The sequence below is a fragment of the Micromonospora sp. NPDC049645 genome (assembly GCF_040675155.1).
Taxonomy (GTDB): Bacteria; Actinomycetota; Actinomycetes; order Mycobacteriales; family Micromonosporaceae; genus Micromonospora.
On the sequence record NZ_JBFAOI010000005.1, the window covers coordinates 172,901 to 191,645 of the forward strand.

The window sequence follows — 18,745 nt, forward strand, 5'->3', positions numbered from 1 at the left end:
CCGGGTGGGGGTGGGGGGGGGGGGGGGGGGGGGGGGCGGGGGGGGGGGGGGGGGGGGGGGGGGGGGGGGGGGGGGGCCCGGGGGGGCCCCCCCCCCCCGACAGGGTCAGCAGTTGCGGAGTTCGGGGGACTGGTTGAGTAGCTGACCACGGGTCGACACGAAGCGGCGGTAGCGCTCCCCGTCGACGGCCGACGGGCGGAACGCGGCGACGCGATGGCAGTTCTGGAAGGCCAGGCGTACGCCGAAGTGCCGCTCCAGGCCGGCGCGGATAGCGTCGCTGGCCAGGGCGCGGAGCAGTTGACCCCGGTCGGCGTCGGTGGGCGGCGGGACGACGTTGTCGGCCACGTCGCCGTCGCCGGCCTCCAACTCGGCGACCACTCGACTGACGGTGGCCCAGGCGTACGGAAGCGAGTCGCGGACGCAGGCGATGAACGCCTCGTCGTCGACGGGGCCGCGTTCGGCGGCGTCGAGCAGGGCGGGCGGGACGGTGAGTGACATGGTTTCTCCTCCACTTCAGCTAACGATTACCGTTTTCAATAACGGCGTCGACTGAGCAGACCACGTCACCTGGGACGGCGTCAACGATGTCCCGGCGCGGCGCGGCGCGGCGCGGCGGGGCGGGGCCGCGCGGGAGCGTCCGCGAGCCAGGGGTAAGCAGCCCACGAGCTGGACGAGCGAGAGGTCAGGACCCTGGAAGGTGGAGTCCCTCGGATGGTCAGGGCCGGCGGGGGTGACCCTTGAGGTGCCGGCCCAGCTCACGGGCGATCTCCCGGTTGGCGTCGCGCTCGGCCAGCGTCTGCCGCTTGTCGTAGGAGCGCTTGCCCTTGGCCAGGGCCAACTCGACCTTGGCGAAGCCGTTCTCGAAATACATCGACAGCGGGACCAGGGTCACCCCGCCCTCGCGAACCTTGTCGAGGATCCGGTCGATCTCGGCCCGGTGCAGCAGCAGCTTGCGGTTGCGGCGTGGGGCGTGGTTCGTCCACGTGCCGTAGGCGTACTCGGCGATGTGCAGGCCGTACAGCACGATCTCGCCGTCGCGTTCGTGCGCGAACGCGTCCACCAGCGAGGCCCGTCCCTCGCGCAGCGACTTCACCTCGGTGCCGACCAGCACGATGCCCGCCTCGTACGTGCGCAGCACGGTGTACTCGTGCCGGGCTTTCTTGTTGGTGGCGATCAACCGGCGCGCGGGCGGCTTGGACGGGGTCACCAGGCGACGATATCCGGCCGCCGCCGCAGTCCTACCGGCCGGCTCAGTCGTGCGCCGGGCCGCGCCGCGCTCAGTCGTGCGCCGGGCGTACGGCGCGCAGTCGCGCGGTCAGGTCACGGACCGCCTCCGAGAACGTCTCCTGCGACTCGCACGGCAAATGCGCCACGATCGGCGGGGGAACGCTGTCGCTGGGCGGCGGCACCACGTCCTGCGGGTCGATCAACCGCCGATCCACCGTCGCCGCCGGCCCGGTCAGGGTCTCGGTCTCCCCGGGCCGGTGTGAGGCGAAGATCCAGCCACCGATCGGGTCGGTGTCGCGCCACAGGTTGATCCAGCGCCAGCCGACCCGCTCGCCGATCTCCCGTAGCGCCGGCCCGTCGGCGTACGCCGGGAACAGCCGGGAGTACAGCCGGTTCAGCGGCGACCCGTAGGTCAGCAGGGCGACCCGGTCGGTGACCCGGGTGGGCAGTTGCAGGACCGTGGCGGCGAGCAGCACCGAGCCGTGACTGTGTCCGGCCAGCAGCACCCCCTGCCCCTGCTCCACCAGGTAGGAGATCCGCTTGGCCAGCTCCGGAACGGCCCGCTCGGCATAGCAGGGCGGCGCGAACGGGTGCGCCGCCCGGGGCCAGAAGGTGCCCAGGTCCCAGAGCACTCCCACGTAGCGACGGAACGCCGCTGTCCGGTACGCGAAGATGCCGCCCACCACCAGCCCGAGCAGGATCGCGGCGATCACGTAACTACCCGACCCGATCAGGAAGTTGACCGCCCCCTCCGGCACCCCGACGTAGCGCTGCGCCACGTCCCCCGGCACTAGCTGGAGGAGGCCGAGCAGGCTGGTGGCCAGGCCGAGGGCCGCCAGGCCGGCGTACACCATGAGGAGTGGTTCCAACCGTTCGGTGAACCGAGCCCGGGCCACCGCCTGCTCAACCCGGCGCAGCCGGTCCGCCGCCTGCGGCGGCGCGTGCGGGAAGTCGGCGGCGACGATCGCTCGCGCGGCCCGCCGCCGTCCGCGCCGGGTCACCCGGGTCACCAGGCCGGCAACCAGCAGAGCGGTCACCACCGCCAGGAAAAACCCGAAGATCGCCCACTTGTACGCCAGCGGGGGGCTCGTCTCCAGCCCGTCCGCTGTCGTTCCCTCGCGATCGAGCAGGTCCGCCACCCGGTAGACCAGCTCGGCGGAGAACGCCACGGCGAGCCCGGCCGAGACCGTCATGAAGACCGGCGCTCCCAGCGCGCGCAGCGGCCCCCGGTGCTGCCCGCCACCCCGCCGCCAGAGCACCAACGCGGCGAGCGCGGCCACCAGTACGGTCTGACTGACGAACAGCCAGGCGACGATCGCGCCGTAACCGGGCAGCGCACCACCGCTCGGCCACGGTGCCGGGCTGATGACGATATGTACGATCACCAGCATTGTCAGGCCGACGGTGACCGTGCGCAGCGCGCGGAACACGCCGTCCACCCGGGGTGCCGGGCCGGCCCGGTCGATGCTCGGCACCACGGTGACGAGGGCCAGACAGGCCAGCAGCACCGCCGCGGTGATCGTCAGCAGCGCCACCATCACGCGCGAGGCGTGCTGGCTGGCCCGCGCGGCCAGCAGGCTGCCGTCCAGCGTGGCGAACGCCGCCGCGACGTGCACCGAGCGCAGCCGTCCGACGAGCGGTGCGCCGTCCCACTGACCGACCGCGCTCAGACGATGTTTCGACGTCCGGGTCGACGGCGTTCGGAACGCGTCGAACGAGTGGCCCGGGCGGGCGCCCAGCCACCAGACGAGCCCGATGGCGGCGACCGGCACGACAGCCAGCACGCCCAGGCGCAGCCCGGTGGGGCGCCCGCCGAGCCAGGACAGCCAGCTCCGGCCGGCCAGACACGACGGCGTCCCCATGCAGCGCCACGCGATCAGGTCCAGTGCCACCCCGACGATGGAGAGCACGTAGAGCACGGTGAGGGTGAGCGCGAGCACCCGGCACAACGCCATGAAGCCGCGCGCCGACCCGGTGTTCGCCGGGCGCATCCAGAGCGCCACGTTGCAGAGCATGAATGGCAGCAGGAACAGCAGCGACAGCGTCCGCACCACCGTGCCGGACGGCAGGTCGCTCCAGCGGTACGCCTCCAGCGTCACCCCGTCCGTTCCGGTGGAGTCCGGGTAGCCGGGACGTGGTCGGTAGAACCCTCCGCTGCGGTCCCCGGCGACCTGGTGCACGTGCGGCCGGTCCAACACCTGGTCCGCCCCCGCGCCGGAGACACCGTGCACGCGCAGTTCCACGATCCCGCCCGACGTCGTCGGTCCGTTCGGTGTCGCGTCCGCCATGGGCCCCCCGGAGGTGTGCGGCAACCGAGCGGGTCGTCGATGTGCGACCACCCGCGCGGCCCCCCGGCTTACCCGTCGCGGACGCGATCAACCGTGGATCCGCGCCCGGGCCATGGTGCGGTCGACCCTCGGCAGGTGATTTCATGGCGCCATGGCTAACCCGGTGATCCTGACCGTCGACGACGACCCCGTGGTGTCCCGGGCGGTGGCCCGGGACATCCGGCGCCGCTACGGCGACCGCTACCGGGTGCTGCGGGCCTCCTCCGGGCCGGAGGCACTGGACGCGCTGCGCGAGGTCAAGTTGCGCGGCGAGCAGGTGGCGCTGTTGTTGGCCGACCACCGGATGCCGGAGATGACCGGCGTCGAGTTCCTGGAGGCGGCCATGGACATCTTCCCGGCCGCCCGCCGGGTGCTGTTGACCGCGTACGCGGACACCGACGCCGCCATCGAGGCCATCAACGTGGTCGACCTGGACCACTACCTGCTCAAGCCCTGGCATCCGCCGGAGGAGAAGCTGTACCCGGTGGTCGACGGGCTGCTGGAGGCGTGGGCGGTCACCCCGGACGCGGCCAGCGTCGAGATCCGGGTCGTCGGGCACCGCTGGTCGGCGCCGTCGTTCAAGGTCCGCGACTTCCTGGCCCGCAACCTGGTGCCGTACCGGTGGCTGTTGTCCGACGACCCGGAGGGGGTGCGGCTGCTCGACGCGGCCGGGGCCACCGAGGCGGACGTGCCGCTGGTGGTGACGCCCGAGGGGAAGGCGTTGGTCGCCCCCAGCGAGGCCGAGTTGGCCGCGCTGGCCGGGCTGACCGTGGTGCCGGCGTGCGACTTCTACGATCTGGTGGTGATCGGCGGTGGGCCGGCTGGCCTCGGCTCGGCGGTGTACGGCGCGTCGGAGGGGCTGCGCACCGTCCTCGTCGAGCGACGGGCGACCGGCGGTCAGGCCGGGCAGAGCAGCCGGATCGAGAACTACCTGGGTTTCCCGGACGGCGTCTCCGGCGCGCAGTTGACCGATCGGGCCCGGCGGCAGGCGGTCAAGTTCGGCGCCGAGTTGCTCAGCGCCCGGGAGGTGGTCGGTCTCAGCGAGGCCGGCGGTGCCCGGCTGTTGCGCTTCGGCGACGGCACCGAGATCGCCGCGCACACGGTGGTGCTGGCCACCGGTGTGTCGTACCGGGTGCTCGACGCCCCGGGGTTGGCCGACTTCACCGGCCGGGGGGTGTTCTACGGCGCTGCCGCCACCGAGGCGCCGAGCTGCGTCGAACAGGATGTCTACATCGTCGGCGGGGCCAACTCCGCCGGTCAGGCGGCGGTGCACTTCTCCCGGTACGCGTCGAGGGTGCACCTGCTCATCCGTGGTGCGGACCTGACCGCCTCGATGTCGCGCTATCTGATCGACCAACTGGACCGGATCGACAAGATCACCGTGCATCCGCACACCGCCGTGGTCGGCGGCGCGGGGGAGGACCACCTGCAACGGCTCACCCTCTGCGACACCCGCACCGGGGAGGCGCGCTCGGTCGACACCTCCTGGTTGTTCATCTTCATCGGCGCCGAGCCTCGTACGGACTGGCTGGACGGGGTGCTGGTCCGCGACGGGCGTGGTTTCATCGTGACCGGCCCGGACCTGCTCGCCGGTGGGCGGCGGCCGGCCGGCTGGTCGCTGTCGCGCGACCCGTACCACCTGGAGACCAGCGTGCCGGGTGTGTTCGCCGCCGGGGACGTGCGGGCCGAGTCGGTCAAGCGGGTCGCCTCGGCCGTCGGTGAGGGCGCGATGGCGGTGTCGCTCGTGCACCGCTACCTGGAAGCCCAATGAGCCAGCCAGCCGTCGCGAACGAAGGAGCCCCTGTGAGCGCGAGGAGTGAGCCGGTGTTGCGAGCCCCGCAGTCGCGAACGAAGGAGCCCCTGTGAGCGCGAGGAGTGAGCCGGTGTTGCGAGCCCCGCAGTCGCGAACGAAGGAGCCCCTGTGAGCACCGAGTCTGACCGGCTGACACCGGCGCAGTTGCGCACCCTGTTCCTGTTCGAGGCGCTCGACGACGGGCAGCTCGACTGGCTGGCCGAGCGTGGTCGAGTCGAACAGCGCGCCGGGGGCACCCTGGTGTACGGCGAGGGTGAGCCGGCGACCTGCTTTTTCGTGCTGCTGCGCGGCGCGGTGGCGATGAGTCGTCAGGTGCGCGGCGACGACGTCGAGGTCAATCGCACCGATCAGCGCGGGGTGTACGGCGGGGCGGTTCAGGCGTACCTGGGTGATCAGGTCGACCAGGTCTACCGCAACTCGTTGCGGGCGGTGACCGACGCGGACTTCTTCGTGCTGCCGGCGGAGGACTTCGCGGAGGCCCTGCGGTCCTGGTTCCCGATGCCGATGCACCTGTTGGAGGGACTGTTCTTCGGGATGCGGGACAGCCAGGTCATCGTCGGGGAGCGGGAGCGACTGCTGGCGCTCGGTTCGCTCTCGGCGGGCCTGACGCATGAGCTGAACAACCCGGCCGCGGCGGCGGTGCGGGCCACGTCGGTGTTGCGGGACCGGGTCGCCGGGATGCGGCACAAACTCGCGATGATCGCCGACGGCCGGCTCGACGGCCGTGCCCTGCACGGTCTTGTCGCGTTGCAGGAGGAGGCCGTCGCCCGGGTCGCCACCGCCCCGAAGCTGACCCCGATGGCCACCGCCGACGCCGAGGACACCCTCACCGACTGGTTGGAGGAGCACGGGGTCGACGGGGCCTGGGATCTGGCGCCGATCCTGGTCGGCGGCGGGCTCGACCCGGCCTGGTTGGCGCGGGTGAAGGCGGCGGTCGGCGCGGCGGACCTGGAGGCGGCGGTGCGCTGGCTCACCTACACCGTCGACACCGAGCTGCTGATGCGCGAGATCGGCGACGCGGTCACCCGGATCTCCGGGCTGGTGGGCGCCGCCAAGCAGTACTCGCAGCTGGACCGCGCGCCGCACCGGGTGGTCGACGTGCACGACCTGCTCGACGCCACGCTGGTGATGTTCAAGGGCAAGATTCCCGCCGAGGTCAAGCTGGTCCGTGAGTACGACCGGGGAATCCCGCCGGTGCCGGCGTACGCGGCCGAGCTGAATCAGGTGTGGACCAACCTGATCGACAACGCGTTGGGCGCGATGGGGGAGAAGGGTGTGCTGACCGTCCGCACCGGACGGGTCGACGACCTGCTGGCGGTGGAGATCACCGACACCGGGCCGGGCATTGCGCCCGAGGTGCGTCCACGCATCTTCGAGCCGTTCTTCACCACGAAGCCGGTCGGCGCGGGCACCGGCCTGGGGCTGGACATCTCGTACCGGATCGTGGTGCACAAACACCACGGCGACATCCGGGTGGAGACCGAGCCAGGTCGCACCACTTTCCGGGTGCTGTTGCCCATCACCGAGGGTCCACCCGACGACCCGAGCACCGCGCCGACCGCCCAGAGGCAGTGAACGGCTGCGTCCCGCACCCCGGTTGCGCCGCACCGCACGGCACCGCACCGCACCGCACCGCACCGCACCGCAAGATCGTGCTCGATCTAGGAAGTAGTGGCCTCGCCAGTTTTTGATACCACTACAACAAGGATCGAGCACGATCTTGCGGGTTTGGGCCGCTCGGGGCGGCGGAATTCATGCGGGGCGGGTGGTGGGGGTCAGGCGGGGCGACCGGTGGTGAGGAAATCGGCGAGTACCCGGGTGTGGGTGGAGAACGCCAGCTCGACCGGGTCGGTGAGCACCAGCCACTCGGTCGCCTCCTCGGTCGGCGCCGACGGTGGCAGGTCCTCGGCCGTTTGTTCCGGCAGCACTCCGAAGATCATCATTGTGTCGCCGGCCGGCGCGCCGTGCACCGCGAACAGCCGGGCGTCCTCGGCCGCCGCGATCAGGCCGGTCTCCTCCCGCAACTCACGGACGAGCGCGTCGGACCACTCCTCGCCGTGCTCGATGTAGCCGCCGGGCAGGGCGAGCAAGCCGCGGGCCGGCTCGATGTCCCGGCGGACCACCACCACACCCAGACCCTCGGCCGTGCGGACCGGCAGCACCGCGACCGCCACCGGCAGCGGGTTACGCCAGACGGTCTCGCCGCAGACCGCGCAGACTCGCGGCCATCCGGCGGCCGCCGGGTAGGCGGCGCCGCAGTAGGAGCAGTGCGCGTACGGCGTGCCGGTCATGCCGCAGCACGTTACCCCCGATCCCCGCCCGGAGCGCCGCGCCCAGCCGCCGCGCCCAGCCGCCGCGCCCAGCCGCCGCGCCCCGCCCCCGCGCTGCCGCCGCTCGGCCGCCGCGCTGCCGCCGCTCGGCCGCCGCGCCGCCGCCGCGCCGCCGCCGCGCCGCCGCCGCGCCGCCGCCGCGCCGCCGCCGCGCCGCCGCCGCGCTGCCGCACTCCGCCGCCCGGTATCCCGCCCCTCGCGCCGCCGCTGCGTTGCTCAGGCCGCGAGGCGCGGTCAGGCCGCCGGGGCGCCGGTGTAGAACGCGGTGGTGCGTTCGGCGGCGGCCTTCGCCTCGTCGGCGTCGGTGCCGGCGGCGATGCTGGCCTCACCCCACAGGTGACTGCTCAGCTCGATGGCCCGTCGTCCCTCGTCGGAGGCGGTCCACTCGGCACCCTGCTCCGGGGTGATCCCGCTGCCGTCGGCGGCCAGGTGCGAGGCGAGGCCGAGCAGCCCGAGGTCCCAGCCGACGCCCACCGCGCCCGGCCCGAACTGGGCCCACCGGTCCTGGTCGACGTGCGCGATGTGGTCCAGGTCGAGGCGGGCCCGCTCGCCGTCGACCGGGGTGACGCTGACCTCGATCCAGCTGACCTCGTCGCCGTACTCCCAGGTGGCGGTGAAGCGGTGCGGCGGCTCGCAGCTCTCGACGGTGCCGTGGGCGTTGCCCTGGAGCTGGTACGTGCCGCCCAGCCGCAGGTCCCCGGTGATCGGCAGGAACCAGCGCGGGATGCGCTCGGCGCTGGTGCAGGCGTCCCACAGGTCCTCGACCGTCGCCTGGTAGGTCTGGCTGATCGTGGTCACCCGCGCCTCGCCGGCTGCCAGGGTGCGGCTGCCGACCGTGCGCTGCACGGCGTTGATCTGTTCGGTGGCGTCGAACATCAGGTGTTCCTCTCGTCTGTCGGGTCGGCGGGTCCGCGCAGTCGACGCTCGCGTCGACCTCGGGCCAGCTCGGTGGCGAGTGCCGCCAGGGGCGGGGTCCAGAACCGGCGGAAGTGCTCCAGCCAGCCGTCGACTTCGCGCAGTGGGCGCGGGTCGACCGCGTAGAGCCGCCGGGTGCCCTCCGGCCGCACGGTGGCGAAGCCGTTGTCCCGTAACACCTTGAGGTGCTGGGAAACGGCGGGCTGGGAGATGCCGAACTCCTCGCGGATGACCGCGCTGACCGCGCCGGCGCTCTGCTCGCCGCCGGCGAGCAGCTCCAGGATGCGGCGCCGGACCGGATCGCCCAGCACGTCGAAGGCGTGCACGCGGACAGTTGTATCACTGTTGGCTTATTTAAGCCAAGTCCGATACTCCGATGAGCTTGTCCAGCCGGATCGGCAGCTCCCGGATTCGCACGCCGGTCGCGTGGTGCACCGCGTTGGCGACCGCCGCCGCGGTGCCGACGATGCCGATCTCACCCAGACCCTTCACTCCGGCCGGGTTCAGCTCGTCGTCCCGCTCGTCCAGCCAGTACGCCTCGATGGACTCCACGTCCGCGCAGGCGGTGATGTGGTAGGTGGCCAGGTCGTGGTTGACCCAGTCGCCGTACCGCTCGTCGAGCAGTCCCTCCTCGTGCAGCGCCATCGACAGGCCCATCGTCATCCCGCCGATGAGCTGGCTGCGCGCCGTCGTCGGGTTCACCACCCGGCCCGCCGCGAACACGCCGAGCATCCGGTTCAGTCGGACCTCGCCGGTGTCCGCGTCCACCCGCACCTCGACGAACTGCGCCCCGTACGCGTACCGGGGACGCGCGGGCTGCCCGCCCACCTCGTCGGTGGTGTCCGCGTCGGCGGACACCTCGCCGGTCGGCGGCCCGCCGTCGCGCAGCTTCTCGCGCAGCGCCTGAGCGGCCCGGATCACCGCCCAACTCCAACTGGCGGTGCCCATCGAGCCTCCGGCCAGCGGCGCGGTCGGCAGGGCGGTGTCACCGATGTGGATCTCCACCCGCTCCGGTGGCACCCCGAGCGCGTCGGCGGCCACCTGCCAGATCGCGGTCCGGGCGCCGGTGCCGATGTCGGTGGCGTTGATCTGGACCAGGAAGCTCCCGTCCGGCCGGGCGGTGGCCCTGGCCGACGACGGCCGGGCGCGGGCCGGGTAGCTCGACCCGGCGACCCCGGTACCGATCAGCCAGCGCCCGTCACGCCGGGAGCGGGGCGCCGGATCCCGGTCCGTCCAGCCGAACCGCTGTGCGCCCTCGCGGAGGCAGGCCACCAGGTTGCGGCTGGTGAACGGCCGTCCCTGGTCGGGGTCGACCTCGGTGTCGTTGCGGATGCGCAGCTCCACCGGGTCGATGCCGAGGGCGATGGCCAGCTCGTCCATCGCCGACTCCAGGGCGTACGCGCCGGGGCACTCGCCGGGGGCGCGCATCCAGAACGGCGTGGGCACGTCGAGGCGGACCAGCCGGTGTGTGGTGCGGCGGTGGGGCGCGGCGTACATGCTGCGGGTGTAGACGGCGGTCTGCTCGGCGAACTCGCGGATGGTCGAGGTCTGGCTGATCGCGTCGTGGCAGATGGCGGTGAGTCGCCCGTCGGTGTCGGCGGCGAGGCGGATCCGCTGGATGGTGGGGGTGCGGTAGCCGACCGGCCCGAACAGCTGTTGGCGGGTCAGCGCCAGTTTGACCGGTCGGTCCACGTGCCGGGCCGCGAGGGCGGTCAGCACCACCGCGGCCTTGGCGTACCCCTTGCTGCCGAAGCCGCCACCGACGTGCTCGCTGACGACCCGCACCGACTCCGGGGACACGTCGAACAGCTCGGCCAGCGTGGCCCGTATCGACGACGCGCCCTGGTTGGAGTCGTGCACCAGCAGCCGTCCGTCGTGCCACTGCGCCGTCGTGGCATGCGGTTCCATGGGGTTGTTGTGGTACGCCGGCGTGCGGTACGTGACGTCCACCCGCAGGGGGGCGGCCGCGTACCCGGCGTCGAAGTCACCCTCGGCGGTGTCCGTCGGGTAGCTGGGGTTGACGTGGTCCGGTTGGTACAGGCCGGGGTGGTCGTCGGTGAGCACGGTGCTGTGCGGGCTGGCGTCGTAGTCGATCCGGACCAGTCGGGCGCCCTCGCGGGCCGCCTCCAGGCTGGTGGCCACCACCACGGCGACGTACTGCCCCCGGTAGTGCACCGCCGGTTCCTGCAACAGCCACAGCTCCGGCTCCGGGCTGGGCGCGAGGCGGGGGGCGTTGCCGTGGTGCAGGACGGCCAGCACGCCCGGCGACGCGAGCGCCTCCGACGTGTCGACCCGGGTGATCCGGCCCCGGACCACCGCCGACGGCACCGCCCAGCCGTAGGTGACCCCGTCCACCGGGTACTCCACGGCGTAACGGGCCGTGCCGGTGACCTTCTCGCGGCCCTCCAACCGGGGGTACGCCCGTCCGACCGCCCCGGTGCTCACGACGACGCCAGTTCGGTGAGCGCCCGTACGGTGATGGCCCGGGTCAGCGGCAGCTTGAAGCCGTTGTGCCGCAGTGGGCGGGCCTCGGCCAGCTCCGCGTCGGCGGCCCGCGCGGCCAGCTCGGGGCTGAACGGGTGACCGCGCAGCTCCTCCTCGGCCCGGTACGCCCGCCACGGCCGGTGCGCCACCGCCCCGTAGGCCAGCCGCACGTCGCGGACCACGTCGCCGTCCAGGTCCAGCACCGCGGCCACCGAGCCGACGGCGAAGGCGAACGAGGCCCGGTCGCGCACCTTGACGTACGTCGAGCGGCGCGCGGCGGGCAGGGCCGGCAACCGCACGGCGGTGATCAGCGCGCCCCGGGCCAGGGTGGTCTCCCGTTCCGGGTGGGTGCCGGGGGAGCGGTACAGGTCGGTGATCGGAATGTCGCGGCGGCCGTCGGCCTCGTGCACCTCCACCACCGTGTCGAGGGCGGTCAGCGCCACCGCCAGGTCGGACGGGTGGGTGGCGACGCACTGCTCGGACCAGTCCAGCACCGCCAGGTCGCGGTTCTGGCCGTGCAGGGCGGCGCAACCGCTGCCGGGTTCCCGTTTGTTGCACGCCTTGCCGGTGTCCTGGAAGTAGACGCAGCGGGTGCGCTGCAACAGGTTGCCGCCGGTGGTGGCCATATTGCGCAGCTGCCCGGAGGCGGCGGCGAGCAGGGCGCGGGCCAGCACCGGGTAGTCGCGGCGCACCACCGGGTGGGCCGCGAGGTCGCTGTTGCGTACGGTCGCGCCGATCCGCAGCCCGCCGTCGGGCAGCTCCTCGACGGTGTCCAGCGGCAGCCGGGTCACGTCCACCAGTACGTCAGGGCGCTGCACCCCGAGTTTCATCAGGTCCACCAGGTTGGTGCCGCCGCCCAGGTACGCGGCCCGCGGCTCGGCGGCCAGCACGGCGACCGCCTCCGCCACGTCGGCGGGCCGGTGGTAGCGGAACGCCCTCACCGCGTCGCCGTCCTCGTCGCGCCGGCCGTCGACCCGCGCACACCCGCCGTCTCGCGCACACCCGTCGTCTCGCGCACACCCGCTGTCTCGCGCACGGCCGCGACGATGTGTGGGTAAGCCGCGCAACGGCACAGGTTGCCGGCCATCCGCTCGCGGATCTCCGCGTCGGTCAGTTCGGCTGGCGCGTTCAGGTCGTCGGTGACCGCGCTGGGCCAACCGTGGGACACCTCGTCGAGCATGCCCCGGGCGGAGCAGAGTTGCCCGGGCGTGCAGTAGCCGCACTGGAACGCGTCCTGCGCGATGAACGCGGCCTGCAACGGGGACAGCTCGTCCGACCCGGCCAGCCCCTCGACCGTCACCACCGACCGACCGTCCACCGTCACCGCGAAGACCAGGCAGCTCTTCACCCGGCGGCCATCCAGCAGCACCGTGCAGGAGCCGCACTGGCCGTGGTCGCAGCCCTTCTTGGCCCCAATCAGGTCGAGGTGTTCGCGCAGCGTGTCGAGCAGGGTGGTGCGGTTGTCCAGCACCACCGCACGGGACGCGCCGTTGACCTCGAACGTCACCCGGGACGAGTGCCGCTCGTCGATCGTCGTCGCGTTCTCTGGTCCGCCCTGCACCGGCCCAGACTAGCTTTGTCGGTATATCTCAGGGCGAATAACGCAAAGCGTTCGTACGGGAGGTGACACGGGTGACCGCCGGGCTGCTGCTGGCCGCCGGTGCCGGGCGGCGGTACGGCCGACCGAAGGCACTCGTCGAGCTGGCCGGTGAGCCGCTGGTCCGGCGCGGGATCCGGCTGCTCGGCGACGGCGGCTGCGCCCCCGTGCACGTGGTGCTCGGTGCGGGCGCCGACGAGGTGCCCGATCTGGCCCCGGCGGTGCCGGTCCGGCACGACAGGTGGCCCGACGGGCTGGGCTCGTCGCTGCTGCGGGGTCTGGCGTCACTGCCGGACGATGTGCCGGCCGCCGTCGTGATCCTCGTGGACCAGCCGCTGCTCAGCCCGGTGGCGGTGCGCCGGGTGCGGACGGCGCACGCCGAGGGCGCGGTCGTCGCGGTCGCCACCTACGCGGGTCGGTTCGGGCACCCGATCCTGCTGGGTCGGCCAACCTGGCCGCTGCTGCGCGGGTACGCCGTCGGCGACCGGGGCGCCCGTGATCTGCTGCGCGACCGGCCGGACCTGGTGGTCGAGGTGCCCTGCGACGACGTCGGCTCCCCGGTCGACGTGGACACTCCGGCCGACCTGCTCCGACTCCGCCCGCTCAGCGACGGGTGAGCCAGCGGGGCAACCCCTCGCTGGTGATCGCGTGATAGGTGATCATGAGGATGACGCCGATCAGGCCCAGCACCGGATTGACGAACCAGCCGAGCAGGCCGCTGAGCCCGTAGAGGATCAGGCCGGTGATCGGCCGCAGCCGCTGCGTACGCACGTACTCGGGACTGACCCGGCGTTCGAGCAGCGCCGGATGCCGGTGCAGGTAGCCGAAGAACACCAGCCAGGGGGCCGACATCAACGCCGCGGCCAGCGCGTACAGGGCGACGGCCGCGCGTTGGTCGTCGGTGTCGCCGTGGGTGAACGCCGACGCCAGCACCGCGGTGGGAAAAGGGATGATCACCGCGCCGAAGAGCAGGGCGAGGTTGATCCAGCTCAGCGTGAGCGTGGTCCCACGGATCAGCCGCAGCAGGGCGTGGTGGTTGAGCCAGAGCACCCCGACGTAGACGAACGACACCACGAAGGCCAGGTAGGAGGCACCCTCGCCGAGCAGGCCGGTGAGCAACTCGCCCTCGTGGTATTCCGGCACCCGCAGCTCGATGACCAGCAGCGTGATGACGATGGCGAAGACGCCGTCGCTGAAGGCCGTCATCCGGTCGGTGCCGGCCACCCGCCCGTGGGGATCGGGCTGCTCGACCTCGTCGGATGTGGCGGACATTGCCGCAGGCTAGCCACTGCGCGTGGCCGCCGGTGGCGGTTTGCGCCGATCGCGACGGGTACGGCCGCCCGGGGTGTCGACCCCGGGCGGCCGTACCCCGGTGTCAGGCCACCGGCGTGGCGGTGTCGCTCGTGCGGGCGAGTTGCTGGTGGGCGCGGATCAGGTCGGCGTAGCGCAGACCGCTGGCCTTCACCGTCCGGCGCTGGGTGGCGTAGTCGACGTGCACCAACCCGAAACGCTTGTCGTAGCCGTACGCCCACTCGAAGTTGTCCAGCAGGGACCAGACGAAGTAGCCGTCCAGGGGAACCCCCCGGGCCACCGCCGACGCGCACGCCGCCAGGTGCTGCTCCAGGTGGTCGGTGCGTTCCTTGTCCTCCACCGTGCCGTCCGCGGTGACCTCGTCCGGCCACGCCGAACCGCTCTCGGTGACGATGATCCGGCCCGGCCGGTACTCCTCGTGCACATCGACGAGCAGCCGCTCCAGGCCCGCCGGGTACATCTCCCAGCCCATCGCGGTCTCCACCGAGCCGGGCACCGGCACCTGCCGGGTGTACGGCGCGGCGCCGGTCGGGTCGTCGACGACCAACTGACGGAAGTAGTAGTTCACCCCGAGGAAGTCGGTGGGCGTGGCGATGACCGCCAGGTCGTCGCCGCGTACCGGCGGCTCGACCCCGTAGGTGGCGATCATGTCGGTGGGGTAACCGCGCCCGTGGATCGGGTCCAGCCACCACCGGTTGACGTGCCCGTCGGCCCGGCGGGCCGCCGCGACGTCCTCGGGCCGGTCGGTGGCCGCCTCGATCGGGCTGAGGTTGAGCACCAGACCCACCGAGGCCGGCCGGGCCGCGTTGGCGCGGATCGCCTGGGTGGCCAGGCCGTGCCCGAGCAGCACGTGGTGCGAGGCGTGCACCGCGCGGGTGAGGTCCCGCTCGCCGGGGGCCATGTTCCCGTCGAGGTGCCCGATCCAGCACACGCAGAGCGGCTCGTTGACCGTGCACCAGTCGGCGACCCGGTCACCGAGACGGCCGGCGACCACCGCCGCGTAGTCGGCGAACGCCTCGGCGGTGGCGCGCTCCGGCCAGCCGCCGGAATCCTGCAGGACCTGCGGCAGATCCCAGTGGTAGAGGGTGACGAACGGCCGGATCCCGTCGGCGAGCAGCGTGTCGACGAGCCGGTCGTAGAAGTCCAGCCCGGCGGGGTTGACCCGGCCGACGCCGTCGGGCATGACCCGGGGCCAGGCCACCGAGAAACGGTACGCGTCCACGCCGAGTCGGCGCAGCAGCGCCAGGTCCTCCGGCCACCGGTGGTAGTGGTCGCACGCCACCGCGCCGGTGTCGCCGTTGTCGACCTTGCCGGGGGTCGCCGAGAAGGTGTCCCAGATGGACGGCGACCGGCCGTCGACGTCGACGGCCCCCTCGATCTGGTACGCCGCCGTGGCGACACCCCAGAGGAAGTCGGGTGGCAGCTTGGACAGGTCGGGCACGGGTCGGTTCTCCTCTGGGGTTGGATGACTCACTTGACCGCACCGGCGGTGAGGCCGGCGACGAAGTAACGCTGCAGGGCCAGGAACCCGACGACGACCGGGATGCTGACCACCAGCGAGGCGGCCATGATCTGGTTCCAGTAGACGTTGAACTGGGTGGAGTAGCCCTGTAGGCCGACGGCCAGGGTGCGGCTGCCCTCGTCGGTCATCACCGAGGCGAAGAGCACCTCACCCCACGCGGTCATGAACGCGTACACGGTGACCGCGACGACGCCGGGCACGGCGGCCGGCAGGATGACCTGGAACAGGGTGCGCAGCGGACCGGCCCCGTCGACCTGCGCCGCCTCGTCCAATCCCCGGGGGATCGAGTCGAAGTAGCCGACCAGCATCCAGATCGAGAACGGCAGCGAGAAGGTCAGGTACGTGATGACCAGGCCGGTGCGGCTGGCGTACAGCTCGATGCCGGTGGCGTTGCCCAGGTTGACGTAGATGAGGAACAGCGGCAGCAGGAACAGGATGCCGGGGAACATCTGCGTGGACAGCACCGTCACCGAGAAGACGCCCCGGCCCCGGAAGCGGTACCGGCTGACGGCGAACGCCGCGAAGATGGCCACCGCCACCGAGCAGATCGCCGCGATGCTCGACACCACCAGGCTGTTCACCAGGTACCGGGCCAGCGGGACGGTGCTCCACATGTCGATGAACGGTTGCAGGGTGGGCCGACTGGGCCACCAGGTGAAGCCGTTCTGCACGTCCTGCAACGGCTTGGCCGCCGAGCTGACCATCACGTAGAGCGGAATGACGACGAAGAGGGTGAGCAGGGTCAGCACGATGCGCCGGCCCCAGCGCTCACCGGCGGTCTCACGCATGGTCGTCCCTCCGACGGTTGGTGATCAGCAGGTACACGGCCGAGACGACCAGCAGGAACAGCAGCAGCGCCACCGACATCGCGGAGCCGGAGCCGAAGTCCCAGGTCTTGAAGGAGCTGCGGTAGATGTGGATGGAGATGAGGTCGGCCTGTTCGGGCGCGGAGCCGCCGAACAGCACGAACGGGGTGTTGAAGTCGTTGAACGTCCACAGGAACAGCACCAGCAGCAGCACCAGGTTGACCGGCCGCAGCATCGGCAGGGTGACCGAGCGCAGTCGACGCCAGAACCCGGCACCGTCGATCGCGGCGGCCTCGTACAGCTCGCCGGGCACGTTCTGTAGGCCGGCCATCAGGCAGAGGAACGCGAACGGCCAGTTGCGCCAGACCGACACCACCAGCAGCGACCAGAAACTGTTGTCGCCGATCAACCAGAACGGCCGGTCGTCCATCAGCCCGAGTTGGTCCACGAGCACGTGGTTGACCAGGCCGGTGTCGCGTTGCAGCAGGAAGCTCCAGGTGATCACGGCGGCGTAGACCGGCAGCGCGTACGGGGTGAGGAAGAGCGCCCGCAGGATCGCCCGACCCCGGAACGGTCGTTGCAGGACGACCGCCGCGGAGATGCCGAGCAGCCAGGCGAACCCGACCGAGAGCAGGCTGTAGGCCAGGGTCACCCAGAACGAGTGGAGCAGTTCCTTGCCGGCGGCGCTGTTCAGGTCGAGCGTCGCCCGGTAGTTCTCCAGCCCGACGAAGGGCGCGGTGGACCAGTCGCGGATGTGGAACTGGGTCAGCTCCAGCAGGCTCATCCAGACCCCGACGACCATGGGGATCACGTGGATGGCGAGTTCCAGCACGATGGCCGGTGCGAGCAGCAGGTACGGCAGGAGTGAGCGGCGGGGGCCGCGGGGCCGGCGGGCCGGCCCCCGGGCGGGCGACCCGGCCCGGGGTTCGCGCCGGTCGGCGTCCGGCGCGGTGGTGCTGGTTGCCATCGGGGTCCTCTCGGAGGCGGTGGCCGTGGCCGGGCTCAACACCCGACCACGGCCACCGGTGACGCCTGGGTCAGCGCATCTTCTGCTGCGCGTCGGTCAGCTTGGCCTTCACCGACTCCTCGGTGACCGGCTTGCCGCTGGCCGCGTCGGCGAACAACTCCTTCATCGCGGTGCCGACCAGGGTCTCGAAGGTGCTCTCGTCGGGCACCTGCGGCAGCGGGGCCGCGGTGGTGACCAGGGTCTCCTGGATGCTCTTCTGCTCCGGGGCGCTGAACGCCGGGTCGGAGGCCGCGGTCTTGACCGCCGGCAGCGAGCCGTACGTCTTGTTGAGGATCGTCTGCTCTTCGTCGCTGGTCATGAACTTGACGAAGTTCAGCGCGCCGTCCTTGTTCTTGGTGTGCTTGAAGACCGCCATGTTGATCCCGGCGACCATGCTGTTGACCTTCTTGCCGCCGGCCGGCGGGCTGGCCAGGAACGGCACCGGGGCCACCCCGTACGCGTCGGCGGGCATGTTCTGCGTCTTCAGGTTCGAGCCGGCGGACTGCCAGAGCAGCATGGCCGCCTTGCCGTTGGCGAAGTCGGAGACCGACTGGTTCTGCGCGTACTCGGCGTTGCTCGGGTTGGTGATCTTGTCGACGGCCATGAAGTCGATGTACCGCTTGATCGCCGAGACGTTCTGCGGGGTGTCGAAGGTCGGCTTGCCGGCCGAGTCGAACCACTCGCCGCCGTACTGCTGGCTGAAGGTGAAGGCGTGGTGCGCGTTCTCCGACGGGTTGGCCCCCTCGACCGCCAGGCCCCACTTGCCGCCGGTGCTCAGCTTCTTGCCGTACTCGGCGAGCTGCTCCCAGGTGGTCGGCGGTGCGGTGATGCCGGCGTCGGCGAACGACTTCTTGTTGTAGTACAGGCTGTACGCCATGCTGTAGAGCGGCACGGCGGCCGGCGGCTTGCCGGGGGCGCCGGCGGCGGCGAGCGCGGCGGGCACGATCCGGTCCTTGCCGCCGATGGTCTGCAGGGTGGCGTCGTCGAACTCGACCAGAGCGCCGGTGGCCTGCAGGGACGCCGACCAGGTGTTGCCGATGTTGACCACGTCCGGGCCCTTGCCGGAGGCGGCGGCGGCGAGCAGGCGGTTGAGCAGGTCCGACCAGGGGACGACCTCAAGGTTGACCTTGATGCCGGTCTGCTTCTCGAACTTGTCCAGCTCCGGCTGGAGGATCGTCTTGTCGGCTTCCAGGCTGGGGCCCTGGTTGCTGGCCCAGTAGGTGAGCGTCTTCGGTGCTGCGGCGGAGTCGTCGCCGGAGCCACAGGCCGTCAACGAGGCGGCGGCCAGTACGGCGGCGGTGAATATCCCGAGGTGTCGTTTCGACACGGGTCAGCCCTTCCGGTGCGTGGTGGGGGTCCGCCGGCCTTCGTCGCCGATAGGGGTCGAAGGCGACGAGCGGCCGGCTG

At 71.9% G+C, this 18,745-nt stretch carries 17 protein-coding genes; 3 read left to right on the forward strand and 14 right to left on the reverse strand.

Annotated elements, in window-relative coordinates:
• Nucleotides 1-105: 105 nt before the first annotated feature.
• The 3 genes from AB0J33_RS14430 to AB0J33_RS14440 all read right to left on the reverse strand — a co-directional run bounded on the left by AB0J33_RS14430 (nt 106) and on the right by AB0J33_RS14440 (nt 3,515).
• Nucleotides 106-498 carry an SCO5389 family protein gene (locus AB0J33_RS14430; protein WP_363613508.1) on the reverse strand — a complete coding sequence of 131 codons (393 nt, stop codon included), beginning with the start codon at nt 496-498 and terminating at the stop codon, nt 106-108.
• 217 nt (nt 499-715) lie between these two features.
• Nucleotides 716-1,207, reverse strand: coding sequence for an SsrA-binding protein SmpB (smpB, locus tag AB0J33_RS14435; RefSeq protein WP_363613510.1), 492 nt, complete (start codon nt 1,205-1,207; stop codon nt 716-718).
• A gap of 70 nt (nt 1,208-1,277) precedes the next feature.
• Nucleotides 1,278-3,515 carry a hypothetical protein gene (locus AB0J33_RS14440; RefSeq protein ID WP_363613512.1) on the reverse strand — a complete coding sequence of 746 codons (2,238 nt, stop codon included), beginning with the start codon at nt 3,513-3,515 and terminating at the stop codon, nt 1,278-1,280.
• 151 nt (nt 3,516-3,666) lie between these two features.
• Here AB0J33_RS14440 and AB0J33_RS14445 point away from each other — a divergent pair, with 151 nt between their 5' ends.
• Nucleotides 3,667-5,325 (forward strand): FAD-dependent oxidoreductase, encoded by a 1,659-nt coding sequence (locus AB0J33_RS14445; protein ID WP_363613514.1) that lies wholly within the window; start codon nt 3,667-3,669, stop codon nt 5,323-5,325.
• A 150-nt stretch (nt 5,326-5,475) separates the two neighbouring features.
• Entirely contained in the window at nt 5,476-6,942 is a 1,467-nt protein-coding gene (locus AB0J33_RS14450) for an ATP-binding protein (protein WP_363613516.1), read from the forward strand.
• Nucleotides 6,943-7,142: 200 nt separating this feature from the next.
• Here the strand turns inward: AB0J33_RS14450 and AB0J33_RS14455 are convergent, their stop codons facing one another.
• The 6 genes from AB0J33_RS14455 to AB0J33_RS14480 all read right to left on the reverse strand — a co-directional run bounded on the left by AB0J33_RS14455 (nt 7,143) and on the right by AB0J33_RS14480 (nt 12,603).
• Nucleotides 7,143-7,658, reverse strand: a complete 516-nt coding sequence (locus AB0J33_RS14455; RefSeq protein WP_363613518.1) for an NUDIX domain-containing protein — start codon at nt 7,656-7,658, stop codon at nt 7,143-7,145.
• Nucleotides 7,659-7,931: 273 nt separating this feature from the next.
• A complete protein-coding gene (locus AB0J33_RS14460; protein WP_363613520.1) occupies nt 7,932-8,573 on the reverse strand; it encodes an SRPBCC family protein in 642 nt (213 codons plus the stop codon).
• On the reverse strand, nt 8,573-8,938 hold the full coding sequence (locus AB0J33_RS14465; protein ID WP_363613522.1) for a metalloregulator ArsR/SmtB family transcription factor: 366 nt from the start codon (nt 8,936-8,938) through the stop codon (nt 8,573-8,575). Before AB0J33_RS14465 ends, AB0J33_RS14460 begins: the two co-directional genes overlap by 1 nt.
• A 28-nt stretch (nt 8,939-8,966) precedes the next feature.
• On the reverse strand, nt 8,967-11,057 hold the full coding sequence (locus tag AB0J33_RS14470; protein ID WP_363613524.1) for a xanthine dehydrogenase family protein molybdopterin-binding subunit: 2,091 nt from the start codon (nt 11,055-11,057) through the stop codon (nt 8,967-8,969).
• On the reverse strand, nt 11,054-12,037 hold the full coding sequence (locus tag AB0J33_RS14475; RefSeq protein WP_363613526.1) for a xanthine dehydrogenase family protein subunit M: 984 nt from the start codon (nt 12,035-12,037) through the stop codon (nt 11,054-11,056). The genes AB0J33_RS14470 and AB0J33_RS14475 overlap by 4 nt, the downstream gene beginning before the upstream one ends.
• Nucleotides 12,034-12,603 carry a 2Fe-2S iron-sulfur cluster-binding protein gene (locus AB0J33_RS14480; protein ID WP_363613921.1) on the reverse strand — a complete coding sequence of 190 codons (570 nt, stop codon included), beginning with the start codon at nt 12,601-12,603 and terminating at the stop codon, nt 12,034-12,036. The genes AB0J33_RS14475 and AB0J33_RS14480 overlap by 4 nt, the downstream gene beginning before the upstream one ends.
• Nucleotides 12,604-12,728: 125 nt before the next feature.
• Here AB0J33_RS14480 and AB0J33_RS14485 point away from each other — a divergent pair, with 125 nt between their 5' ends.
• Nucleotides 12,729-13,310 (forward strand): nucleotidyltransferase family protein, encoded by a 582-nt coding sequence (locus AB0J33_RS14485; protein ID WP_363613528.1) that lies wholly within the window; start codon nt 12,729-12,731, stop codon nt 13,308-13,310.
• Here AB0J33_RS14485 and AB0J33_RS14490 read toward each other — a convergent pair.
• The 5 genes from AB0J33_RS14490 to AB0J33_RS14510 form a co-directional block, all read right to left on the reverse strand.
• On the reverse strand, nt 13,297-13,965 hold the full coding sequence (locus AB0J33_RS14490; RefSeq protein ID WP_363613530.1) for a TMEM175 family protein: 669 nt from the start codon (nt 13,963-13,965) through the stop codon (nt 13,297-13,299). The two genes, AB0J33_RS14485 and AB0J33_RS14490, sit on opposite strands and share 14 nt — an antisense overlap.
• A 103-nt stretch (nt 13,966-14,068) precedes the next feature.
• Complete coding sequence (locus tag AB0J33_RS14495) at nt 14,069-15,445, reverse strand: GH1 family beta-glucosidase (protein WP_363613532.1); 1,377 nt, start codon at nt 15,443-15,445, stop codon at nt 14,069-14,071.
• 29 nt (nt 15,446-15,474) lie between these two features.
• Nucleotides 15,475-16,314 carry a carbohydrate ABC transporter permease gene (locus AB0J33_RS14500; protein WP_363613534.1) on the reverse strand — a complete coding sequence of 280 codons (840 nt, stop codon included), beginning with the start codon at nt 16,312-16,314 and terminating at the stop codon, nt 15,475-15,477.
• Nucleotides 16,307-17,299 (reverse strand): sugar ABC transporter permease, encoded by a 993-nt coding sequence (locus tag AB0J33_RS14505; protein WP_363613536.1) that lies wholly within the window; start codon nt 17,297-17,299, stop codon nt 16,307-16,309. The genes AB0J33_RS14500 and AB0J33_RS14505 overlap by 8 nt, the downstream gene beginning before the upstream one ends.
• A 70-nt stretch (nt 17,300-17,369) precedes the next feature.
• Entirely contained in the window at nt 17,370-18,665 is a 1,296-nt protein-coding gene (locus AB0J33_RS14510; protein WP_363613538.1) for a sugar ABC transporter substrate-binding protein, read from the reverse strand.
• Between the last annotated feature and the right edge of the window lie 80 nt (nt 18,666-18,745).

Coding starts and splice junctions, on each gene's coding strand:
- AB0J33_RS14430 (WP_363613508.1), bottom strand. CDS start 498: ATGTCACTCACCGTCCCGCCCGCCCTGCTCGACGCCGCCGAACGCGGC.
- AB0J33_RS14440 (WP_363613512.1), bottom strand. CDS start 3,515: ATGGCGGACGCGACACCGAACGGACCGACGACGTCGGGCGGGATCGTG.
- AB0J33_RS14445 (WP_363613514.1), top strand. CDS start 3,667: ATGGCTAACCCGGTGATCCTGACCGTCGACGACGACCCCGTGGTGTCC.
- AB0J33_RS14455 (WP_363613518.1), bottom strand. CDS start 7,658: ATGACCGGCACGCCGTACGCGCACTGCTCCTACTGCGGCGCCGCCTAC.
- AB0J33_RS14460 (WP_363613520.1), bottom strand. CDS start 8,573: ATGTTCGACGCCACCGAACAGATCAACGCCGTGCAGCGCACGGTCGGC.
- AB0J33_RS14490 (WP_363613530.1), bottom strand. CDS start 13,965: ATGTCCGCCACATCCGACGAGGTCGAGCAGCCCGATCCCCACGGGCGG.
- AB0J33_RS14500 (WP_363613534.1), bottom strand. CDS start 16,314: ATGCGTGAGACCGCCGGTGAGCGCTGGGGCCGGCGCATCGTGCTGACC.
- AB0J33_RS14505 (WP_363613536.1), bottom strand. CDS start 17,299: ATGGCAACCAGCACCACCGCGCCGGACGCCGACCGGCGCGAACCCCGG.